Genomic DNA, 18140 nt, shown 5'->3' with positions numbered 1-18140 from the left:
GTCCTCGGCAGGGGCTCCACGCACGCGTGGAGCCCCTTTTCGCTGCGCCGAGTCGCCGTCAGCGCAGCTCCGCCCGAAACGCCGCCGGGGTCTGGTCCGTATGCTGGTGGAAGAACTTGGAGAAGTTCGCGGCGTCGGGGAAGCCGACCGCCACGCCGACCCGGCCGATCGGCAGGTCGGTGTGGGCGAGGAGCCGTTTGGCCTCCAGGACCACGCGCTTGTCGATGAAGGCCTTGGGGGTCTCGCCGGTGGCCGAGCGCACCGCCCGGACCAGGGTGCGGCGGGAGTAGCCGAGCGCGTCGGCGTAGGCGCTGACGCTGTGGTTGGTGGCGAAGTCCCGCTCCACGGCGTCCCGGAAGAGGGTGAAGGTGGAGTCGGACCGCTGCCGCAGGGCCTGAGCCGAACTCGCCGCGAGGTGGGCGAGGCGCAGCAGGAACGCCGTCAGCGAGTGGCGCAGGACGGCGGTGTGCAGGCTGAGCGGGAGCGTCGCCGTGTCCTCGTACTCGCGCCGCAGCTGGGCGAGCGCGGCTTCCAGACCGGCGAGTTGGGCCGCCTCGGGGCGCAACAGCGGCGGCAGGTCGTAGCGGTAGAGGCCGGTGGCCTCCACGGTCGAGCGGGGCAGAAAGCCCGGTTGCATGGTCAGCACGGTTCCGCGGTACTCGCTGGTGCGCGAGAAGCGGTGGACCTGCCCTGGGCGGATCCACAGCAGGTCCCCGGCCATGGCCTCGTACTCGGTGAAGTCGACCATGTGCCGGACCGGGCCCGCGCCGAACAGCAGGACGATGTGGAAGTCGATGCGGTGCACGCGCTCCAGCGGCGCGTCGGCGTGCCAGGTACGGCCGGTGCTCATCGGGCCGACCTGCATGCCGACGCCGCCGACGCTGAGTTCGACCGGGAAGGGGAACGTATCGATCCCGTCGCCGCCTTGGATGCTTCTGTCCGCCATGTCCGCCTCGTACCGCCCCGCTCGCGTGCCCTGCTGCCGGTGGGTGTCCCACTTTCACCACAGGCTGGCACACGACGACCTTCCGTCGAAAAAGTCAGACTTTTAGTTTTGAACACGTCAGACCAGCAACTTCGCTCCTATCGAGGACTTCTTGAAGATGAGCACGCAGACAGCGGACCGCTTCGCATGGACCGAACTCGACCGGCGTGCCGTCGACACCGCCCGTCTTCTGGCGGCGGATGCCGTACAGCGGGTCGGCAACGGCCATCCCGGTACCGCGATGAGCCTGGCACCGGCCGCCTACACCATCTTTCAGAAGGTGATGCGGCACGATCCCGCCGATCCCGAATGGACCGGCCGTGACCGCTTCGTCCTGTCCCCCGGCCACACCTCGCTGACCCTCTACACGCAGCTCTACCTCGCGGGCTACGAGCTGGAGCTGGACGACCTGAAGGCGTTCCGCACGCACGGCTCCAAGACGCCCGGCCACCCCGAGTACGGGCACACCGCGGGCGTGGAGACCACCACGGGCCCGCTCGGCCAGGGCGTGGCGAACGCGGTCGGCATGGCGATGGCCGCCCGCTACGAGCGCGGTCTGTTCGACCCGGACGCCCCCGAGGGCGACTCCCCCTTCGACCACACGATCTGGGCGATCGTCTCCGACGGCGACCTCCAGGAGGGCGTGTCCTCGGAGGCCTCCTCGCTCGCCGGCCACCAGAAGCTCGGCAACCTGGTCTTCCTCTACGACGACAACCACATCTCCATCGAGGGCGACACCGCGACCGCGTTCTCCGAGGACGTGCTGAAGCGCTACGAGGCCTACGGCTGGCACGTGCAGCGGATCGAACCGCAGGACGACGGCGACGTCGACGTGCACGCGCTGTACGCGGCGCTGACGGCGGCTCAGGCCGAGACCGGGCGGCCGTCGATCATCGCGATGCGCACGATCATCGCCTGGCCCGCCCCGAACGCCCGCGACACCGAGGCCTCCCACGGCTCGGCGCTCGGCGAGGACGAGGTCGCCGCCACCAAGCGCCTCCTCGGCTTCGACCCGGAGCGGTCCTTCGAGGTCGCCGACGAGGTGCTGGCCCACACCCGCCGGGCCCTGGACCGGGGTGCCGAGGCGCACACCGCCTGGGACAAGCGGATCGCCGCCTGGCGGGGTGAGAACCCGGAGCGGGCCGCCACCTTCGACCGTGTCAGCAAGGGCGAGCTGCCCGAGGGCTGGGAGGACGCCCTGCCGGTGTTCGAGCCGGGCAAGGCGGTCGCCACCCGGGCCGCCTCCGGCAAGGTCCTCCAGGCGCTAGGCCCGGTCGTCCCGGAGCTGTGGGGCGGCTCGGCCGACCTGGCCGGGTCCAACAACACCACCATCGACAAGACCAGCTCGTTCCTCCCGCAGGGCAACCCGCTGCCGGAGGCCGACCCGTACGGCCGCACCGTCCACTTCGGCATCCGCGAGTTCTCCATGGCCGCGGAGATGAACGGCATCGCCCTGCACGGCAACACCCGCGTCTATGGCGGCACTTTCCTGGTGTTCTCCGACTACATGCGCAACGCCGTGCGGATGTCGGCCCTGATGCAGCTGCCGGTGACGTACGTGTGGACGCACGACTCCATCGGCCTGGGCGAGGACGGCCCGACCCACCAGCCGGTGGAGCACCTGGCCGCGCTGCGCGCCATCCCGGGCCTGAACGTCGTACGCCCGGCGGACGCCAACGAGACCGCGATCGCCTGGGCCGAGATCCTGAAGCGGCACTCCACCGCCCCGGCCCCGCACGGCCTCGCGCTCACCCGCCAGGGCGTGCCCACCTACGAGCCGGACCCGGACGCGGCGCGCGGTGGTTACGTGCGCTTCGAGGCGGAGGGCGGCGCGCCTCAGGTGATCCTGATCGCCACCGGTTCCGAGGTGCATGTCGCCGCCGGGGCGCGTGAGCGCCTCCAGGCCGCAGGCGTGCCCACCCGCGTGGTGTCGATGCCGTCCGTGGAGTGGTTCGAGGAGCAGCCGCGCTCCTACCGCGACAGCGTGCTGCCGCCGTCCGTGAAGGCCCGGGTCGCGGTCGAGGCCGGTATCGGCCTGACCTGGCACCGGTTCGTGGGGGACGCGGGACGCATCGTCTCCCTGGAGCACTTCGGTGCCTCCGCCGACGCGAAGACGCTGTTCGCCGAGTACGGATTCACCCCCGAGAACGTCGTCGCCGCCGCCCGCGAGTCCCTGACCGCGGCCCGTGGCTGATCCGACCGCCCGAAAGAAGATGATCACTGTGACCGAAGCGACCGCGAACGCGGGCGCACTCCAGCGCCTGTCCGACGAGGGCGTGTCGATCTGGCTGGACGACCTGTCCCGCCGGCGGATCGAGTCCGGCAACCTGGCCGAGCTCGTCGCCACGAGGAACGTCGTCGGCGTCACCACCAACCCGTCCATCTTCCAGGCCGCCATCGGCTCCGGCGCGGGCTACGAGGAGCAGCTCGCCGACCTGGCGGTGCGCGGCGTGACCGTCGACGAGGCCGTCCGGATGATGACGACCGCCGACGTCCGGGCCGCCGCCGACGTCCTGCGGCCCGTGTTCGACGCCACGGGCGGCCGGGACGGCCGGGTCTCCATCGAGGTGGACCCCCGGCTGGCCCACGACACGAGGGCGACCGTCGCCGAGGCCCGGCAGCTGGCCTGGCTGGTGGACCGCCCCAACGTCATGATCAAGATCCCGGCGACGAAGGCGGGCCTGCCGGCGATCACCCAGGTGATCGGCGCGGGTATCAGTGTCAATGTGACGCTGATCTTCTCGCTGGAGCGCTACCGCGAGGTGATGGACGCCTACCTCGCCGGCCTGGAGCGGGCGCGGGCGGCCGGCCTCGGCCTGTCGGCCGTTCACTCGGTCGCGTCCTTCTTCGTCTCCCGCGTGGACGCCGAGATCGACAAGCGCCTGACGCTGCTGGGCACGGACGAGGCCCTCGCCCTGAAGGGCCGGGCGGCCCTGGCCAACGCGCGGCTCGCCTACGAGGCGTACGAACAGGTCTTCGAAGGGGAGCGCTGGCAGGTCCTGGAAGGCGCCGGAGCCAACCGGCAGCGCCCCCTTTGGGCCTCCACCGGTGTGAAGGACCCCGCCTACAAGGACACCCTGTACGTGGACGAGCTGGTCGCCCCCGGCACGGTCAACACCATGCCGGAGGCCACGCTGAACGCCGTCGCCGACCACGGCGACGTCCGGGGCGACACCGTCACCGGCGGCTACGACCGGGCCCGAACGGATCTCGCGGCCGTAGAACGGCTCGGCATTGCATACGACGAGGTGGTGCGGCAACTGGAGGACGAGGGAGTGGCCAAGTTCGAGGTGGCCTGGCAGGACCTGCTGGACGCGGTCACCAAGTCCTTGAACAGCGAGGGAGTTGACGCGGTATGAGCGAGGGCATCCCCCAGACGGCCGAACAGGAGACGAAGGGGACCAAGGAGGACAAGGAGGCCCGGGTGGCCCAGGAGGCGGCCGGGGTGGAACAGACCGGGGTGAGCGGCGAGACGCAGGCCGCCCCGCACACGGACCTCGCCGACCCCGATTTCAGCAACCCGCTGCGCGACGCGCGCGACCGCCGTCTGCCCAGGATCGCGGGGCCGTCCGGGCTCGTCATCTTCGGCGTGACCGGCGACCTGTCCCGCAAGAAGCTGATGCCGGCCGTGTACGACCTGGCCAACCGCGGCCTGCTGCCGCCGGGTTTCTCCCTGGTGGGCTTCGCCCGCCGGGACTGGGAGGACCAGGACTTCGCGCAGGTGGTGCACGACGCGGTCCGCGAGCACGCCAGGACCCCGTTCCGTGAGGAGGTCTGGCAGCAGCTCGCCGAGGGCATGCGGTTCATCCCCGGCGACTTCGACGACGACACCGCGTTCAAGCAGCTGCGGTCCGCCGTCGAGGAGCTGGACGCCTCCCGGGGCACCAGCGGCAACTACGCCTTCTACCTCTCGGTGCCACCGAAGTTCTTCCCCAAGGTCGTCCAGCAGCTGAAGAAGCACAAGCTGGCCAGCGCCCCCGAGGGAGCCTGGCGCCGCGCGGTCATCGAGAAGCCGTTCGGGCACGATCTGAGGTCGGCCGAGGAGCTCAACCGGATCGTGCACGACGTGTTCGACCCGGAGCAGGTCTTCCGCATCGACCACTACCTCGGCAAGGAGACCGTCCAGAACCTCCTGGCGCTGCGCTTCGCCAACCAGATGTTCGAGCCGATCTGGAACCGGTCGTACGTGGACCATGTGCAGATCACCATGGCCGAGGACATCGGCATCGGCGGCCGGGCCGGGTACTACGACGGCATCGGCGCCGCCCGTGACGTCATCCAGAACCACCTGCTCCAGCTGATGGCTCTCACCGCGATGGAGGAACCGGCCGCCTTCGACGCCGCCTCGCTGCTCACCGAGAAGCTGAAGGTCCTCAAGGCCGTGCGGCTGCCGCAGGACCTGGGGCAGGGCACCGTGCGCGGGCAGTACGCGGCGGCCTGGCAGGGCGGCACGAAGGTGCGCGGCTATCTGGAGGAGGACGGCATCGACCAGTCCTCCACGACCGACACCTATGCCGCGGTCAGGCTCCAGGTGGACAACCGCCGCTGGGCCGGCGTCCCGTTCTACCTGCGCACCGGCAAGCGGCTGGGCCGCCGCGTGACGGAGATCGCGGTCGTCTTCCAGCGGGCCCCGCACTCCCCCTTCGACTCCACGGCCACCGAGGAGCTGGGCTCCAACGCGATCGTCATCCGCGTCCAGCCGGACGAGGGCATGACGGTCCGCTTCGGCTCCAAGGTGCCGGGCACCTCGATGGAGATCCGGGACGTCACGATGGACTTCGCCTACGGCGAGTCGTTCACCGAGTCGAGCCCCGAGGCGTACGAACGGCTGATCCTCGACGTCCTCCTGGGCGACGCCAACCTGTTCCCCCGTCACCAGGAAGTGGAAGAGTCCTGGAAGATCCTCGACCCGATCGAGCAGTACTGGGCCACGCACGGCCGGCCCGCGCAGTACGCCTCGGGCAGCTGGGGACCCGAGGAAGCCCACGAGATGCTCGCACGAGACGGACGGAGCTGGCGCAGGCCATGAAGATCGATCTGACCGACACCACGGCAAGCAAGATCAACAAGGCGCTGGTGCAGGGCCGCCGCGCCATCGGCACGCCCGCCGTGGGCATGGTCCTGACGATGGTGATCGTCACGGACGAGGAGAACGCCTACGACGCGATCAAGGCGGCCGAGGAGGCCTCGCACGAGCACCCCTCGCGCACCCTGGTCGTCATCAAGCGGCACGCCCGCACCCCGCGCGACCGCCAGTCCTCCCGCCTGGACGCCGAGGTCCGGGTGGGCGCCGACGCGGGCACCGGCGAGACGGTGATCCTGCGGACCTACGGCGAGGTGTCCGACCACGCCGACTCGGTCGTGCTGCCGCTGCTGCTGCCGGACGCGCCGGTGGTGGTGTGGTGGCCCGTGGACGCCCCCGAGGTCCCCTCCAGGGACCCGCTCGGGGCGCTGGCCCAGCGGCGCATCACCGACCTGTACGCCGTCGAGAATCCCCTGGAGATGCTCCAGGCCCGGGTCCGCGCCTACGCACCCGGTGACACCGACCTCGCCTGGACCCGGCTGACGCCCTGGCGTTCGATGCTGGCGGCGGCGCTGGACCAGGCCCGGGCGCGGATCACCTCGGCGGCCGTGGAGGCCGAGGCCGACAACCCGGCCGCCGAGCTGCTGGCCCGCTGGCTGGAGGCGCGGCTGCACGTCCGGGTGGACCGCGTGGTCACCGCCGGGCCGGTGGTGACGGCCGTGCGCCTGGGCACCGAGAACGGCGAGATCGTCATCGACCGCCCCGAGGGGCCGCTGGCCACCCTGACCCTGCCGGGCCAGCCGTCGCGCACCCTCGCGCTGAAGGTCCGTGCCACCTCCGAACTCATCGCCGAGGAGCTGCGGCGCCTCGACGCGGACGAGATGTACGCCATCGCCCTGAACGGCGAGGCAACCGAGGAGACCCCTGCTCATGCCTGACTCCCCCTCCGGTTCCCCGGAACTCACCCGGCGTCCCGAGTGGACCGCCCTGGAGAACCACCGCACGGACGCCCTGCCGCAGCCGGACCTGCGTGAACTGTTCGCGGCGGACCCGGGGCGCGCCGAGCGCTACGTCGTGCGCGTGGGCGACCTGCGCATCGACTACTCCAAGCACCTGATCAACGACGAGACGCTGGCCCTGCTCCAGGAGCTGGCCGCCGCGACCGGCGTGTCCGGGCTGCGGGACGCCATGTTCCGCGGCGAGCGGATCAACATCACCGAGGACCGGGCCGTGCTGCACACCGCGCTGCGCGCCCCGCGGGACGCCGTCATCGAGGTCGACGGCGAGAACGTCGTCCCGGGCGTGCACGCCGTACTCGACAGGATGGCCGCCTTCGCGGACCGGGTGCGCTCGGGTGAGTGGACCGGCCACACCGGCAAGCGCATCCGCAACGTCGTCAACATCGGCATCGGCGGCTCCGACCTCGGCCCGGCGATGGCCTACGAGGCGCTGCGGCCGTTCAGCGCGCGGGAGCTGACGTTCCGCTTCGTGTCGAACGTGGACGGCTCCGACCTGCACGAGGCGGTGCGCGACCTGGACCCGGCGGAGACGCTGTTCATCGTCGCGTCCAAGACCTTCACCACGATCGAGACGATCACCAACGCGACCTCGGCGCGCTCCTGGCTGCTGGAGGGCCTGGGAGGCGACGAGAAGGCGGTGGCGAAGCACTTCGTCGCGCTGTCGACCAACGCGGAGAAGGTCGCCGGCTTCGGCATCGACGTCGACAACATGTTCGAGTTCTGGGACTGGGTCGGCGGCCGCTACTCCTACGACTCCGCGATCGGCCTGTCCCTGATGATCGCGATCGGCCCGGACCGCTTCCGGGAGATGCTCGACGGCTTCCGCATCGTCGACGAGCACTTCCGCAACGCCCCCGCGGAGGCCAACGCCCCGCTGCTCATGGGCCTGCTGGGCATCTGGTACGGCAACTTCCTCGACGCCCAGTCGCACGCGGTGCTGCCCTACAGCCACTACCTGTCGAAGTTCACCGCCTACCTCCAGCAGCTCGACATGGAGTCCAACGGCAAGTCGGTGGACCGCGACGGCAACCCCGTTCAGTGGCAGACGGGGCCGGTGGTGTGGGGCACGCCCGGCACCAACGGGCAGCACGCCTACTACCAGTTGATCCACCAGGGCACGAAGCTCATCCCGGCCGACCTGATCGGCTTCGCCCGGCCGGTCGCCGAGCTCAACGACGAACTGAAGGCCCAGCACGACCTGTTGATGGCCAACCTGTTCGCGCAGGGGCAGGCGCTCGCCTTCGGCAAGACCTCCGAGGAGGTCCGCGCGGAGGGCGTGCCCGAAGAGCAGGTGCCGCACCGCACCTTCCAGGGCAACCACCCCACCACGACGATCCTGGCCACCGAACTGACCCCGTCGGTCCTCGGCCAGCTGATCGCCCTCTACGAGCACAAGGTGTTCGTGCAGGGCGCCGTCTGGAACATCGACTCCTTCGACCAGTGGGGCGTCGAACTCGGCAAGGTCCTCGCCAAGCGCGTCGAGCCCGCCCTGACCGAGGGCGCTGACGTCCCCGGTCTCGACCCGTCCACGGCCGCGCTGGTGGCCGCCTACCGCAATCTTCGGGAAGTGAACTGACATGCAGATCGGTCTTGTGGGTCTCGGCAAGATGGGCGGCAACATGCGCGATCGCCTGCGCAACGCCGGCCACACCGTCATCGGCTACGACACCAACCCCGAGAAGTCCGACGCCGACAGCCTGGCCGACCTCGTCAACCAGCTGGAGGCGCCCCGCACGGTCTGGGTCATGGTCCCGGCCGGCGACCCCACCCAGCACGTCATCGACCGTCTGGCGGACCTCCTCAAGCCGTACGACACGGTGGTCGACGGCGGCAACTCGCGCTGGACGGACGACGAGAGGCACGCCGAGGAGCTGAGCAAGCGCGGCATCGGCTTCGTCGACGCGGGCGTCTCCGGCGGCGTGTGGGGCCTGAAGAACGGCTACGCCCTGATGGTCGGCGGCGAGAAGGAGTACGTCGACCGGCTGCAGCCGATCTTCGAGGCGCTCAAGCCGGAGGGCCCGTACGGCTACGTCCACGCGGGCAAGGTGGGCGCCGGGCACTTCGCGAAGATGGTCCACAACGGCATCGAGTACGCCATGATGCAGGCCTACGCCGAGGGCTGGGAGCTGCTGGAGGCCGTGGACTCGGTGGACAACGTCCGCGAGGTGTTCCGCTCCTGGCAGGACGGCACCGTCATCCGCTCCTGGCTGCTGGACCTCGCGGTCAACGCGCTCGACGAGGACGAGCACCTGCAGGAGCTCCGGGGCTACGCCCAGGACTCCGGTGAGGGACGCTGGACCGTGGAGGCCGCGATCGACAACTCCGTGCCGCTGCCCGCGATCACCGCCTCCCTGTTCTCCCGGTTCGCCTCCCGGCAGGACGACTCGCCGCAGATGAAGATGATCGCGGCGCTGCGCAACCAGTTCGGCGGCCATGCCGTCGAGTCCGCGAAGAAGGCGTAGGGCGTGGGCGATCTGCTGCTGGTCCGCCACGGCGAGACGGAGTGGAGCCGGAGCGGACAGCACACCAGCTTCACCGACCTGCCCCTCACCCGGCACGGTGAGGAGCAGGCCAAGTCGCTCGCCCCGCTCCTCGCGGGCCGCTCCTTCGCGCTGGTCCTCACCAGCCCGCTGGGCCGCGCGGTGCGCACGGCCGAACTCGCGGGCCTGACCGGGGCCGTGCGGGAGCCGGACCTGCACGAGTGGTACTACGGCGCCTACGAGGGCGTCACCACCGAGGAGATACACCGCACCCGGCCCGACTGGGACCTGTGGACCGACGGCGGGCCGCCCGGCCCCGACGGCGAGCCGGGCGAGTCCCCCGCCGAGGTCGGCGAGCGCGCCGACCGGGTGCTCGCCCGGGCGGCGAAGGCGCTGCCCGAGGGCGATGTGATGCTGGTGGCGCACGGCCACTCCCTCCGCGTGCTGACGGCCCGCCGGCTGGGCCTGCCCCCGGCGGAGGGGCGGCTGTTCCGGCTGGAGACCGGCACGGTCAGCCGGCTGTCGACCGAGCACGGCCGGCCCGTGATCGCGGAGTGGAACACCAGGGCGTAACCGGCCCCGGCCGGAGGTGGGTTGACAGCCTCCGGCCGGGCACGTCAGAGTCCCCGCTGATGGAGATCGACAACATGACACCCGCCGAGGAGCGGGTGTGGCGTGCTTTTCCACGCGGGCAGGACGTGGACTTCCGGGGCCCGGCCGACGAGGGCCCGGCGCGGGGCGCGGAGTGGGGTCCCGAACGGACCGTACGGGCTGCCGTGGTGCGGGCACTGCTGCTGAGCTCCCCGCAGGAGGACGGCGAGACGGCCGCCCTCAGGCTGGCGGGCGCGCGGATCACCGGGGTGCTGAACCTCCAGTACGCCGACATCGACCACGCCGTGCGCCTCAGTGACTGCGACTTCGAGAACGTGCCCGTGCTGTACGCGGCGCGGCTGCGCCAGCTGAACCTGCGCGGCTCGGTCCTGCCCGGCCTGGACGCCGCCACCCTGCGCGTGGACGGCGTCCTGCGCATGTCGGACTGCCTGTTCGACGGCCCCGTGCGGCTCGGCGGGGCGCAGATCTCCGGCGCGCTGTTCATGGACGGGGCCGACATCGACGAGCCGCCGGCCGGTGAGCCGGCGCTCCAGCTCAACCACGTGACCGTCGGGGACGGCCTGTCGGCACCGGGTCTGCGGGCGCGTGGCGAGGTGCGGCTGACGGGCGCGTCGGTCGCCGGCTCCATCGACCTCAACGGGGCGCGGCTCGAGGCCGGTGCCGGCGAGGTCGCCGTGGACGCGGAGACGCTCACGGTCGAGGGCGACGCCCTGCTGCGCGAAGCGGACGTGCTGGGCTGGATCGGCCTGCGCGGCGCCCGGATCGCGGGCCGCCTCGACCTGTCGCACGCGCGGCTGGCGAACCCGGGCGACGCGGCGCTGCGGGCCAGCAGCTGCACCATCGGGGAACTCTGGCTGCGCAGGGGCCCTCGCATGGAGGGCACCCTCAATCTGCGCCGCGCGCAGGTGGACGTGCTGTTCCTGGAGCCGGAGGTGGTCCCCGGGGAGGTCCTGCTCAACAGTCTCGTCTACACCTCCCTCACCCCGCACGAGCCCGCCGAGCGGCGCCTGGCGATGCTGGAGCGGGACGGCGAGGGTTATGTCCCGCACGCCTACGAGCAGTTGACCGCCGCCTACCGCAGGATCGGCGACGACGACGCCGCCCGCCTCGTCCAGCTCGCCAAACAGCGCCGCCGGCGCGCCACCCTGCCCTGGTACGGGCGGCTGTGGGGCCATGTGCAGGACGCCACCGTCGGGTACGGCTTCCGCCCTCTGCGGGCCGCGGGATGGCTGGTGTCGCTGCTCGTGGTCGGCTCCCTCGCCTACGCGCTGCACCACCCCCAGCCGCTGAAGGCGGACGAGGCACCGCAGTTCAACCCGGTGTTCTACACGCTCGACCTGCTGCTGCCGGTGATCTCCTTCGGGCAGGAGGCCGCTTTCGCCCCCACCGGCGGGTACCAGTGGCTCTCCTACACCCTCGTGCTCACGGGCTGGATCCTCGCCACCACCGTCGTCACCGGCATCACCCGCACCGTCAGCCGCCAGTGAGCGCCCGCACCGCGTGCTGCGCGGCCAGCCGCACCGGGGCGTTGGCGGCGCCGTAGCCCCGGTAGCCGCCGTCGCGCTGGACCAGTTCGAAGAAGACCCGGCCGACGGTGCGGGTGTAGCAGTGGCGGAAGACGCCCTGGGCATCGCGGTCGTAGAGGATGCCGAGGTCGCGGTAGGTCTCCAGCTCACCGTCGGCGAACTCGAAGCGGGCGGCGAGGTCGTCGTAGTAGTTCGCCGGGACCGGCAGCGGACGGCCGCCCGCGTCCCGGAAGCGGCGGGCCGCGGCGACCACGTCGTCGGTGGCCAGGGCGATGTGCTGGGCGTGGACGGTGTCGTCCGTGGGCGCGGCGCCGACAGTGAGGGCGATCCGGACGCTGCCGTCGGCGCCGGTGACGGCGCGGCTGCGCATCAGCCCGTAGGGGTCGGCGACGTCCACGCTCTCCTGGGCGTCCAGACCGAGCACCCCGCGGTGGAACAGGGCCGCTTCGTCGAAGTGGTGCCAGGGCTGGGTGAGGGCGAGGTGGTCGATGCCCCGGATGTCCGTCCGCTCGGACGGCAGGCCCGTGTCCTCGAAGTCGGCCCGCCAGTCGGGCAGTTCCGGGCGGCCGGTGGCGCAGAAGAACAGCTCCGTGCCGTCGGGGGCGGCGACCGCGTCCAGCGGGGCGTCCTGTGGGGCGCGGCGGCGCGGCAGGACGGGGGCGAGGAGGGCCTCGGCGCGCCGGGCCGCTCCGTCGGGGTCCGGTGACTCCAGCCCGATCGCGGCGAGCTGGGTGCCCTCGCGGCGGACGGCGGGCCCGGTGTTGACCAGGATCCGGGCCTCGCCCTGCTCCCACAGGGCGACGGGCTTGCCGCGGTGGCGTGCCGTGCGGGTGAAGCCGAGGGCACCGAGCAGCGCGGCCAGGGGTTCGGCGTCGGGCGTGACCAGCTCGGCGAAGGCGACGCCGGTGGGGACGACGGGGCCGGGCAGGGGCGCCGTGCCCACCGCCTCCTGGAGAAGCAGCAGGGAGCGCCGGGCGTCCACGGCGGTCGGTCCGGCCTCGGCCTGCCGGAAGACGTCGTTGAAGACCTCCAGGGACAGCGGGCCGTCGTAGCCGGTGGCCAGCACGCGACGCACCAGTCCCGCGACGTCGAAGCCGCCCTGGCCGGGGAAGCAGCGGTAGTGGCGGCTCCACTGCAGGACGTCCATGGCGAGCAGCGGGGCGTCGGCCAGCTGGAGGAAGAAGATCTTCTCGCCGGGGATGGCCGCAATGCCTTCGAGGTCCTCGGGTTCCGAGCCGCGCGAGAGCATGTGGAAACTGTCCAGGCAGGTGCCGAGCGCCGGGTGCCCGGCCGTCTCGACGATGCGCCAGGCGTGGTCGTACGTGCTGACGTGCCGCCCCCAGGCGAGCGCCTCGTAGGCCACCCGGACGCCGTACTCCCGGGCCGCGTCGGCGAGCCGGCTCAGCTGCCCGGCCGCGAGGGCGTCGTCGTCCACCGCGTGCGGGGAGACGCTGGAGCAGACGAGGACCGTGTCGGCGCCGAGCCTGCGCATCAGCTCGAACTTGTGCCGGGCCCGCCGCAGGTTCCGGGCGAACTCAACCTCGGGGACGGCCTCGATGTCCCGCAGCGGCTGGTAGAGGTCGATGCGGAGCCCGAGGTCGGCGCAGCGGGCGCGGACGTCCTCGGGGGTGAGGGTGCTGGCCAGCAGGTCGTTCTCGAAGATCTCCACTCCGTCGAAGCCGGCCCGGGCCGCGGCGGCGAGTTTCTCGGTGAGGGAGCCGCTGAGGGAGACGGTGGCGATGGACGTACGCACGTCGGTACCTCTCTCTAGTTCGAAGCCCCGACGGCCCCGGCCAGTCCGGTCAGGTCCGCCAGCATCCGCGCGGCGTCGGGTTCCCGCCCGGTGAACAGGCGGAACGCGTCGGCGGCCTGGAAGGCGGCCATGCCGCCGCCGTCGAGGGTCGCGCAGCCCAGGCCGCGGGCGGTACGCAGCAGTTCGGTCTCCAGCGGGCGGTAGACCACCTCGGCCACCCACAGCCCCGGATGGAGCAGCTCGGCGGGCAGGGGCAGGCCGGGGTGGGCGGCCATGCCGGTGGGGGTGGCGTGGACGATGCCGTCGGCCCGCGCGAGGAGTTCCGGCTGCCGGCCGGCGGAGGCGGCGGCCGCGCGCCCCTGCCCGAAGGTCCGGTTCAGCGAGCCGGCCAGGGCCGCGGCCCGCTCGGGCAGGGCGTCGACGACGGTGACCCGCTCGGCGCCGAGGGTGAGCATGGCGTGTGCGACGGCCGCGCCCGCACCGCCGGCGCCCAGCTGTACGACCCGCTCCAGCGGGGCGTCGGGCAGCCCGCGCGCGAAGGACGCGGCGAAGCCGGTGACGTCCGTGTTGTGGCCGACCGCGCGGCCGTCCTCGAACACGACCGTGTTGACCGCGCCCAGTGCCTCGGCCTGCGGGGCGAGCGCGTCCAGGTGCTCGATGACGAGCTGCTTGCAGGGGTGTGTGATGTTGAGTCCGTCGAAGCCCAGATCGCGGGCGGCCCGCAGCAGATCGCCCACCGCCTCGGGCGGCACTCCGAGCATGTCGATGTCGATCAGCCGGTACACCAGGCGCAGGCCCCGCCGGCCGGCCTCCCGCTCGTGCAGCGCCGGACTGAGCGACGGGCCGATGCCGGAACCGATCAGTCCGACAAGATACGACTCTTTGGGCACGCGCGCCTCCCGAGCGGCTCACTAATGTACGAACCAGTACGTTAGCTATACCAGTCGAGCCCCGACTCGGAAAGACCCACGGGCGAGACGGCCCCCTCCTTCTAGAATCACCGGCACCGGCCCCTCCGCCCGAAGGAACCTGACCTGATGACCAGCGTCGAAGAACCGGCACGTCCCGGCGAGCGCATCCGTGACGCCGCCCGCACCCGGGCCGAGATCCTCGACGTCGCCACGCAGGAGTTCGCACGGGCCGGCTACGACGGGGCCCGGGTGGACGAGATCGCCGCCCGCACCCGCACCACCAAGCGGATGATCTACTACTACTTCGGCGGCAAGGAGCAGCTGTTCACGGCCGTGCTGGAGCGCGCGTACGGCGTGATCCGGGAGGCCGAGCAGCAGCTGGACGTCGACCACCTCGACCCCGTGGCGGCCATCCGGCGCCTGGCCGAGCTGACCTTCGACCACCATGAGCAGCACCCGGACTTCATCCGCCTGGTCAGCATCGAGAACATCCACGAGGCGCAGCACATCGCCGGCTCCGAGAAGCTCGGCAGGATCGGCTCCCCCGCCCTGGACGTGATCCGCCGGATCCTGGCGTCGGGTCAGGAGTCGGGGCTGTTCACGGCCGACGTCGACGCCGTCGACCTGCACGCGATGATCTCCTCCTTCTGCTTCTTCCGGGTCTCCAACCGGCACACCTTCGGCGCCCTGTTCGGCCGCGACCTGCTCGACCGGGCGCAGCGCGCGCACTACCGCGCGATGCTGGGCGACATGGTGATCGCGTACCTCACGGCGGAGCGAACGGCGGACTGAACGCCCGGCGCACGACCCCTTGACACCGGCGGCACACGGGCGCAGCATCACTGGCCATCCCCTTGCTAACTACCCAGTGGGTTAATTAGCCGCGATCCGGCACGCCCTCTGTGCGTCTCTGCCCTGCGCGACCCCTCTGCCCGCCTCTGTTCCGCTCCACCCAGGGTGGAGTCCCCCGAAGGAGCCGCCGTGTCCGTCCCTGCCACGCCCCAAGGGCCAGCCGCCCCACCCGGTCAGCCCAGGAAAGCCGCGACCGCCGCCTGGATCGGCAGCGCCCTGGAGTACTACGACTTCTTCATCTACGGCAGCGCCGCCGCGCTGATCTTCCCCGAGGTGTTCTTCGACGAGTCCGACCCGGCCACGGCGACCCTGCTGTCGCTGGCCACGTTCGGCGTCGCGTACGCCGCGCGCCCGATCGGCGCGCTGTTCCTGGGCCACTTCGGGGACCGGGCCGGCCGTAAGAAGATCATGGTCTTCACGCTGATGCTGATGGGTCTGTCCACGTTCCTCATCGGCTGTCTTCCCACCCGGGACCAGGTCGGCGGCCTCGCCCCGGTATTGCTGGTGCTGTGCCGGGTGCTGCAGGGCATCTCGGCGGCGGGTGAGCAGGCCAGCGCCAACTCCATGACGCTGGAACACGCGCCACCGGGCCGGAGGGGCTTCTTCACCAGCTTCACCCTCAGCGGCACGCAGGGCGGCCAGCTGCTGGCCACGCTGGTCTTCATCCCGGTCGCCGCGCTGCCCGAGGACCAGTTGCTGTCGTGGGGTTGGCGGCTGCCGTTCTGGCTGAGTGTCGGGGTCGCCGTCGTCGGCTACGTCATCCGCCGCAAGCTGGACGAGACGCCGGCCTTCGCCCAGCAGGCCGCCGAGGAGGGCGTGGCCAAGCTGCCGCTGGTGATCCTGCTCCGCGAGCACTGGGCGGACGTGCTGCGGGTGATCGCGGGCGCGCTGGTCGCCTCGGTCAGCACGATCTTCACGGTGTGGGCGCTGGCGTACGCCACCAGCGACGCGGTCGGCATGTCGCGCACGGCCATGTTGTGGGTGGGCGCCCTGGCCAATGTCGTCGCGCTCGCCGCGATCCCGCTGTGGGCGACGCTGTCCGACCGGATCGGGCGCCGCCCGGTGTTCCTGATCGGCGCGGTGGGCAGCGCGGTGACGATGTTCCTGTACCTGTGGGCTGTCTCCACCGGCTCGTATCCGCTGACGTTCCTGACGGGCATCGTCTGCTTCGGCGTGGTCTACAGCGCCGCGAACGGGGTGTGGCCCGCCTTCTACGGCGAGATGTTCGCGACCCGGGTCCGGCTGTCCGGGGTGGCCATCGGCACGCAGATCGGTTTCGCGGCGGCCGGGTTCGCGGTGACGTTCGCGGCGCGGATCGCGGGGCCGGGCGGGGACGACTGGTCGGCGGTGGCGCTGTTCACGGCGGCGTTGTGCGTGCCGCCGGTGGTCGCGGCGATGTCGGCGCGGGAGACCCACCGGGTTCCTACGGAGTTGCTGGGGGAACGCACCGGACCCGGAGCCGTCCAGCCGGAGAAGGTGACGGCCTGAGGCCACTGTTCGCTGCCGGTTCCTTTGGGGCCCGGCCGTGGAGAGGCCGCGGGTGCGGGCGGATGCGGATGCGGGTGCGGGTGCGTGGGGGCTGGTCCGGCAGTTCCCCGCGCCCCTCAGGAACTTGTCCCCGGGCCCCAGGGCTCTCGCTCACGTGTTCCTGCGCGATCATGAACCGTTCCTGCACCACGATGGGGTCTGAGGCGGTCCGGGCGGGGTATGCCGGATCTCACCTCGACGAGCGCGACGGGAGACGAGCCATGGCACAGCTGCGACAAGAGGTCGATCCGGGTGAGGCCGGGCTGGATCCGCAGGTGCTGGGCCGCCTGGACCGGCACTTCGCCCGGCTGGTCGACGACGGGAGCCTGCCGGGCTTCCTCGTGTCCGTCGCCCGGGGCGGACGCGTCGCCCACCTCACGACGCACGGCCGGCGCGACATCGCGGCCGGGCTCCCGGTCGAGCCGGACACGCTGTGGCGGGTCTACTCCATGACCAAGCCCGTCACCGCGGTCGCCGCGCTGCTGCTGGTGGAGGAGGGCCGGCTGTCGCTGGACGACCCGGTCGCCGACCATCTGCCCGCCTTCGCCGACCCGCGGGTCTACGTCGGCGGCTCCGGGGCGGACGTCGAAACCCGCCCGGCCGACGGTCCGATACTCGTCCGGCATCTGATGACCCATACCTCGGGTCTGACCTTCGGCTTCTACCACGCCCACCCCGTCGACGCCCTGTACCGCGAGGCCAACCTGGAGTCGTCGGTGCCGCCGGGCGCGAACCTGGCCGAGACCATCGAGGTGTACGCGAGCCTGCCGCTGCAGTTCGAGCCGGGCACCGAGTGGAACTACTCCGTGGCCAGCAACGTCCTGGGCCGGATCATCGAGGTCGTGTCCGGGCAGCCGCTCGACGCGTTCTGCGCCGAGCGGATCTTCGGGCCGCTCGGCATGACGGACGCCGGCTTCCACGTCACGGACGCGCAGGCGCCCCGGCTGTCCGAGATGTACGGGGAGAAGGAGGGCGGCGGCATCGAGCCGATCCCCGGGCTCCCGCTGCGCGGCCGGCCGCGGTTCCTGTCGGGCAGCGGCGGCATGGTGTGCTCCGCCCACGACTACCACCGCTTCATGGAGTTGCTGCGCCGCCGGGGCGAACTCGACGGCGTGCGGCTGCTCGCCCCGCGGACCGTGGACCTCATGACCCGCAACCACCTGCCCGGCGGTGCCGACCTGCGGACCTTCGGCAGCCGCCCCGCCCACGACGAGCCCGGCAACGAGGGGCTCGGCTTCGGCCTCAACTGTTCCGTGGTGATCGACCCGTCCCGCACCCTGGCGCCGTCCGGGCACGGCACCTTCGGCTGGAGCGGCGTGGCCACGACGACGTTCTGGGTGGACCCGGGCCGCGACCTGACGGTGCAGTTCATGACCCAGGTACGGCCCAAAACCCCCCACTCGATCTTCAAGGACCTCAAGCGGATGGTCCACGAGGCCCTGTCGGACTGAT

The 18140-nt window shown here is 71.7% G+C and carries 14 protein-coding genes; 11 read left to right on the top strand and 3 right to left on the bottom strand.

Translation table 11 applies throughout. The annotated features are described in order from the left end of the window. Positions 1–58: 58 nt before the first annotated feature. On the bottom strand, positions 59–946 hold the full coding sequence (locus CEB94_RS34585; RefSeq protein WP_175435889.1) for a helix-turn-helix domain-containing protein: 888 nt from the start codon (positions 944–946) through the stop codon (positions 59–61). A 157-nt stretch (positions 947–1103) separates the two neighbouring features. Between CEB94_RS34585 and tkt the strand changes: the two genes are divergently transcribed. The 8 genes from tkt to CEB94_RS34545 are packed head-to-tail and all read left to right on the top strand — an operon-like array spanning position 1104 to position 11606. Beyond that, the gene (tkt, locus tag CEB94_RS34580; RefSeq protein WP_175435888.1) at positions 1104–3179 is read left to right on the top strand and encodes a transketolase; all 2076 of its coding nucleotides are present in this window, start codon (positions 1104–1106) and stop codon (positions 3177–3179) included. A gap of 19 nt (positions 3180–3198) precedes the next feature. After that, positions 3199–4344: a transaldolase gene (gene tal, locus CEB94_RS34575; protein ID WP_175435887.1), complete on the top strand. Its 1146-nt coding sequence runs from the start codon at positions 3199–3201 to the stop codon at positions 4342–4344. Then, positions 4341–6014: a glucose-6-phosphate dehydrogenase gene (zwf, locus tag CEB94_RS34570; RefSeq protein WP_175435886.1), complete on the top strand. Its 1674-nt coding sequence runs from the start codon at positions 4341–4343 to the stop codon at positions 6012–6014. Before tal ends, zwf begins: the two co-directional genes overlap by 4 nt. Further along, positions 6011–6946, top strand: a complete 936-nt coding sequence (opcA, locus tag CEB94_RS34565) for a glucose-6-phosphate dehydrogenase assembly protein OpcA (RefSeq protein ID WP_175435885.1) — start codon at positions 6011–6013, stop codon at positions 6944–6946. Before zwf ends, opcA begins: the two co-directional genes overlap by 4 nt. Continuing rightward, the gene (pgi, locus tag CEB94_RS34560; protein WP_175435884.1) at positions 6939–8603 is read left to right on the top strand and encodes a glucose-6-phosphate isomerase; all 1665 of its coding nucleotides are present in this window, start codon (positions 6939–6941) and stop codon (positions 8601–8603) included. Before opcA ends, pgi begins: the two co-directional genes overlap by 8 nt. 1 nt (position 8604) lies before the next feature. Beyond that, entirely contained in the window at positions 8605–9489 is an 885-nt protein-coding gene (gnd, locus tag CEB94_RS34555; protein WP_175435883.1) for a phosphogluconate dehydrogenase (NAD(+)-dependent, decarboxylating), read from the top strand. A 3-nt stretch (positions 9490–9492) separates the two neighbouring features. Next, positions 9493–10080, top strand: coding sequence for a histidine phosphatase family protein (locus CEB94_RS34550; protein WP_175435882.1), 588 nt, complete (start codon positions 9493–9495; stop codon positions 10078–10080). A gap of 59 nt (positions 10081–10139) precedes the next feature. Continuing rightward, positions 10140–11606: a membrane-associated oxidoreductase gene (locus CEB94_RS34545; protein ID WP_175435881.1), complete on the top strand. Its 1467-nt coding sequence runs from the start codon at positions 10140–10142 to the stop codon at positions 11604–11606. On the opposite strand, the gene CEB94_RS34540 is transcribed toward CEB94_RS34545, so the two are convergent. After that, positions 11593–13398: a bifunctional sugar phosphate isomerase/epimerase/4-hydroxyphenylpyruvate dioxygenase family protein gene (locus tag CEB94_RS34540; RefSeq protein ID WP_175435880.1), complete on the bottom strand. Its 1806-nt coding sequence runs from the start codon at positions 13396–13398 to the stop codon at positions 11593–11595. The two genes, CEB94_RS34545 and CEB94_RS34540, sit on opposite strands and share 14 nt — an antisense overlap. Before the next feature lie 14 nt (positions 13399–13412). After that, the gene (locus tag CEB94_RS34535) at positions 13413–14288 is read right to left on the bottom strand and encodes a shikimate dehydrogenase (RefSeq protein WP_175435879.1); all 876 of its coding nucleotides are present in this window, start codon (positions 14286–14288) and stop codon (positions 13413–13415) included. Positions 14289–14435: 147 nt separating this feature from the next. On the opposite strand from CEB94_RS34535, the gene CEB94_RS34530 reads away from it, so the two are divergent. The 3 genes from CEB94_RS34530 to CEB94_RS34520 all read left to right on the top strand — a co-directional run bounded on the left by CEB94_RS34530 (position 14436) and on the right by CEB94_RS34520 (position 18139). Next, the gene (locus CEB94_RS34530; protein WP_175435878.1) at positions 14436–15101 is read left to right on the top strand and encodes a TetR/AcrR family transcriptional regulator; all 666 of its coding nucleotides are present in this window, start codon (positions 14436–14438) and stop codon (positions 15099–15101) included. Positions 15102–15290: 189 nt separating this feature from the next. Next, on the top strand, positions 15291–16649 hold the full coding sequence (locus tag CEB94_RS34525) for an MFS transporter (protein WP_175435877.1): 1359 nt from the start codon (positions 15291–15293) through the stop codon (positions 16647–16649). Positions 16650–16909: 260 nt separating this feature from the next. Beyond that, positions 16910–18139: a serine hydrolase domain-containing protein gene (locus CEB94_RS34520; protein WP_175435876.1), complete on the top strand. Its 1230-nt coding sequence runs from the start codon at positions 16910–16912 to the stop codon at positions 18137–18139. The last annotated feature ends 1 nt before the right edge of the window (position 18140 follow it).

This window comes from Streptomyces hawaiiensis (assembly GCF_004803895.1).
Lineage (GTDB): Bacteria > Actinomycetota > Actinomycetes > Streptomycetales > Streptomycetaceae > Streptomyces > Streptomyces hawaiiensis.
The sequence above is the reverse complement of the archived record's forward strand: the minus strand, read 5'-3'. Positions and strand labels throughout refer to the sequence as shown.

Excerpts from the sequence above, each read along its gene's own strand:
- CEB94_RS34585 (WP_175435889.1), bottom strand. The coding sequence starts at position 946 with ATGGCGGACAGAAGCATCCAAGGCGGCGACGGGATCGATACGTTCCCC.
- zwf (WP_175435886.1), top strand. The coding sequence starts at position 4,341 with ATGAGCGAGGGCATCCCCCAGACGGCCGAACAGGAGACGAAGGGGACC.
- tal (WP_175435887.1), top strand. The coding sequence starts at position 3,199 with ATGATCACTGTGACCGAAGCGACCGCGAACGCGGGCGCACTCCAGCGC.
- CEB94_RS34530 (WP_175435878.1), top strand. The coding sequence starts at position 14,436 with ATGACCAGCGTCGAAGAACCGGCACGTCCCGGCGAGCGCATCCGTGAC.
- tkt (WP_175435888.1), top strand. The coding sequence starts at position 1,104 with ATGAGCACGCAGACAGCGGACCGCTTCGCATGGACCGAACTCGACCGG.
- gnd (WP_175435883.1), top strand. The coding sequence starts at position 8,605 with ATGCAGATCGGTCTTGTGGGTCTCGGCAAGATGGGCGGCAACATGCGC.
- CEB94_RS34545 (WP_175435881.1), top strand. The coding sequence starts at position 10,140 with ATGGAGATCGACAACATGACACCCGCCGAGGAGCGGGTGTGGCGTGCT.
- opcA (WP_175435885.1), top strand. The coding sequence starts at position 6,011 with ATGAAGATCGATCTGACCGACACCACGGCAAGCAAGATCAACAAGGCG.
- pgi (WP_175435884.1), top strand. The coding sequence starts at position 6,939 with ATGCCTGACTCCCCCTCCGGTTCCCCGGAACTCACCCGGCGTCCCGAG.
- CEB94_RS34520 (WP_175435876.1), top strand. The coding sequence starts at position 16,910 with ATGGCACAGCTGCGACAAGAGGTCGATCCGGGTGAGGCCGGGCTGGAT.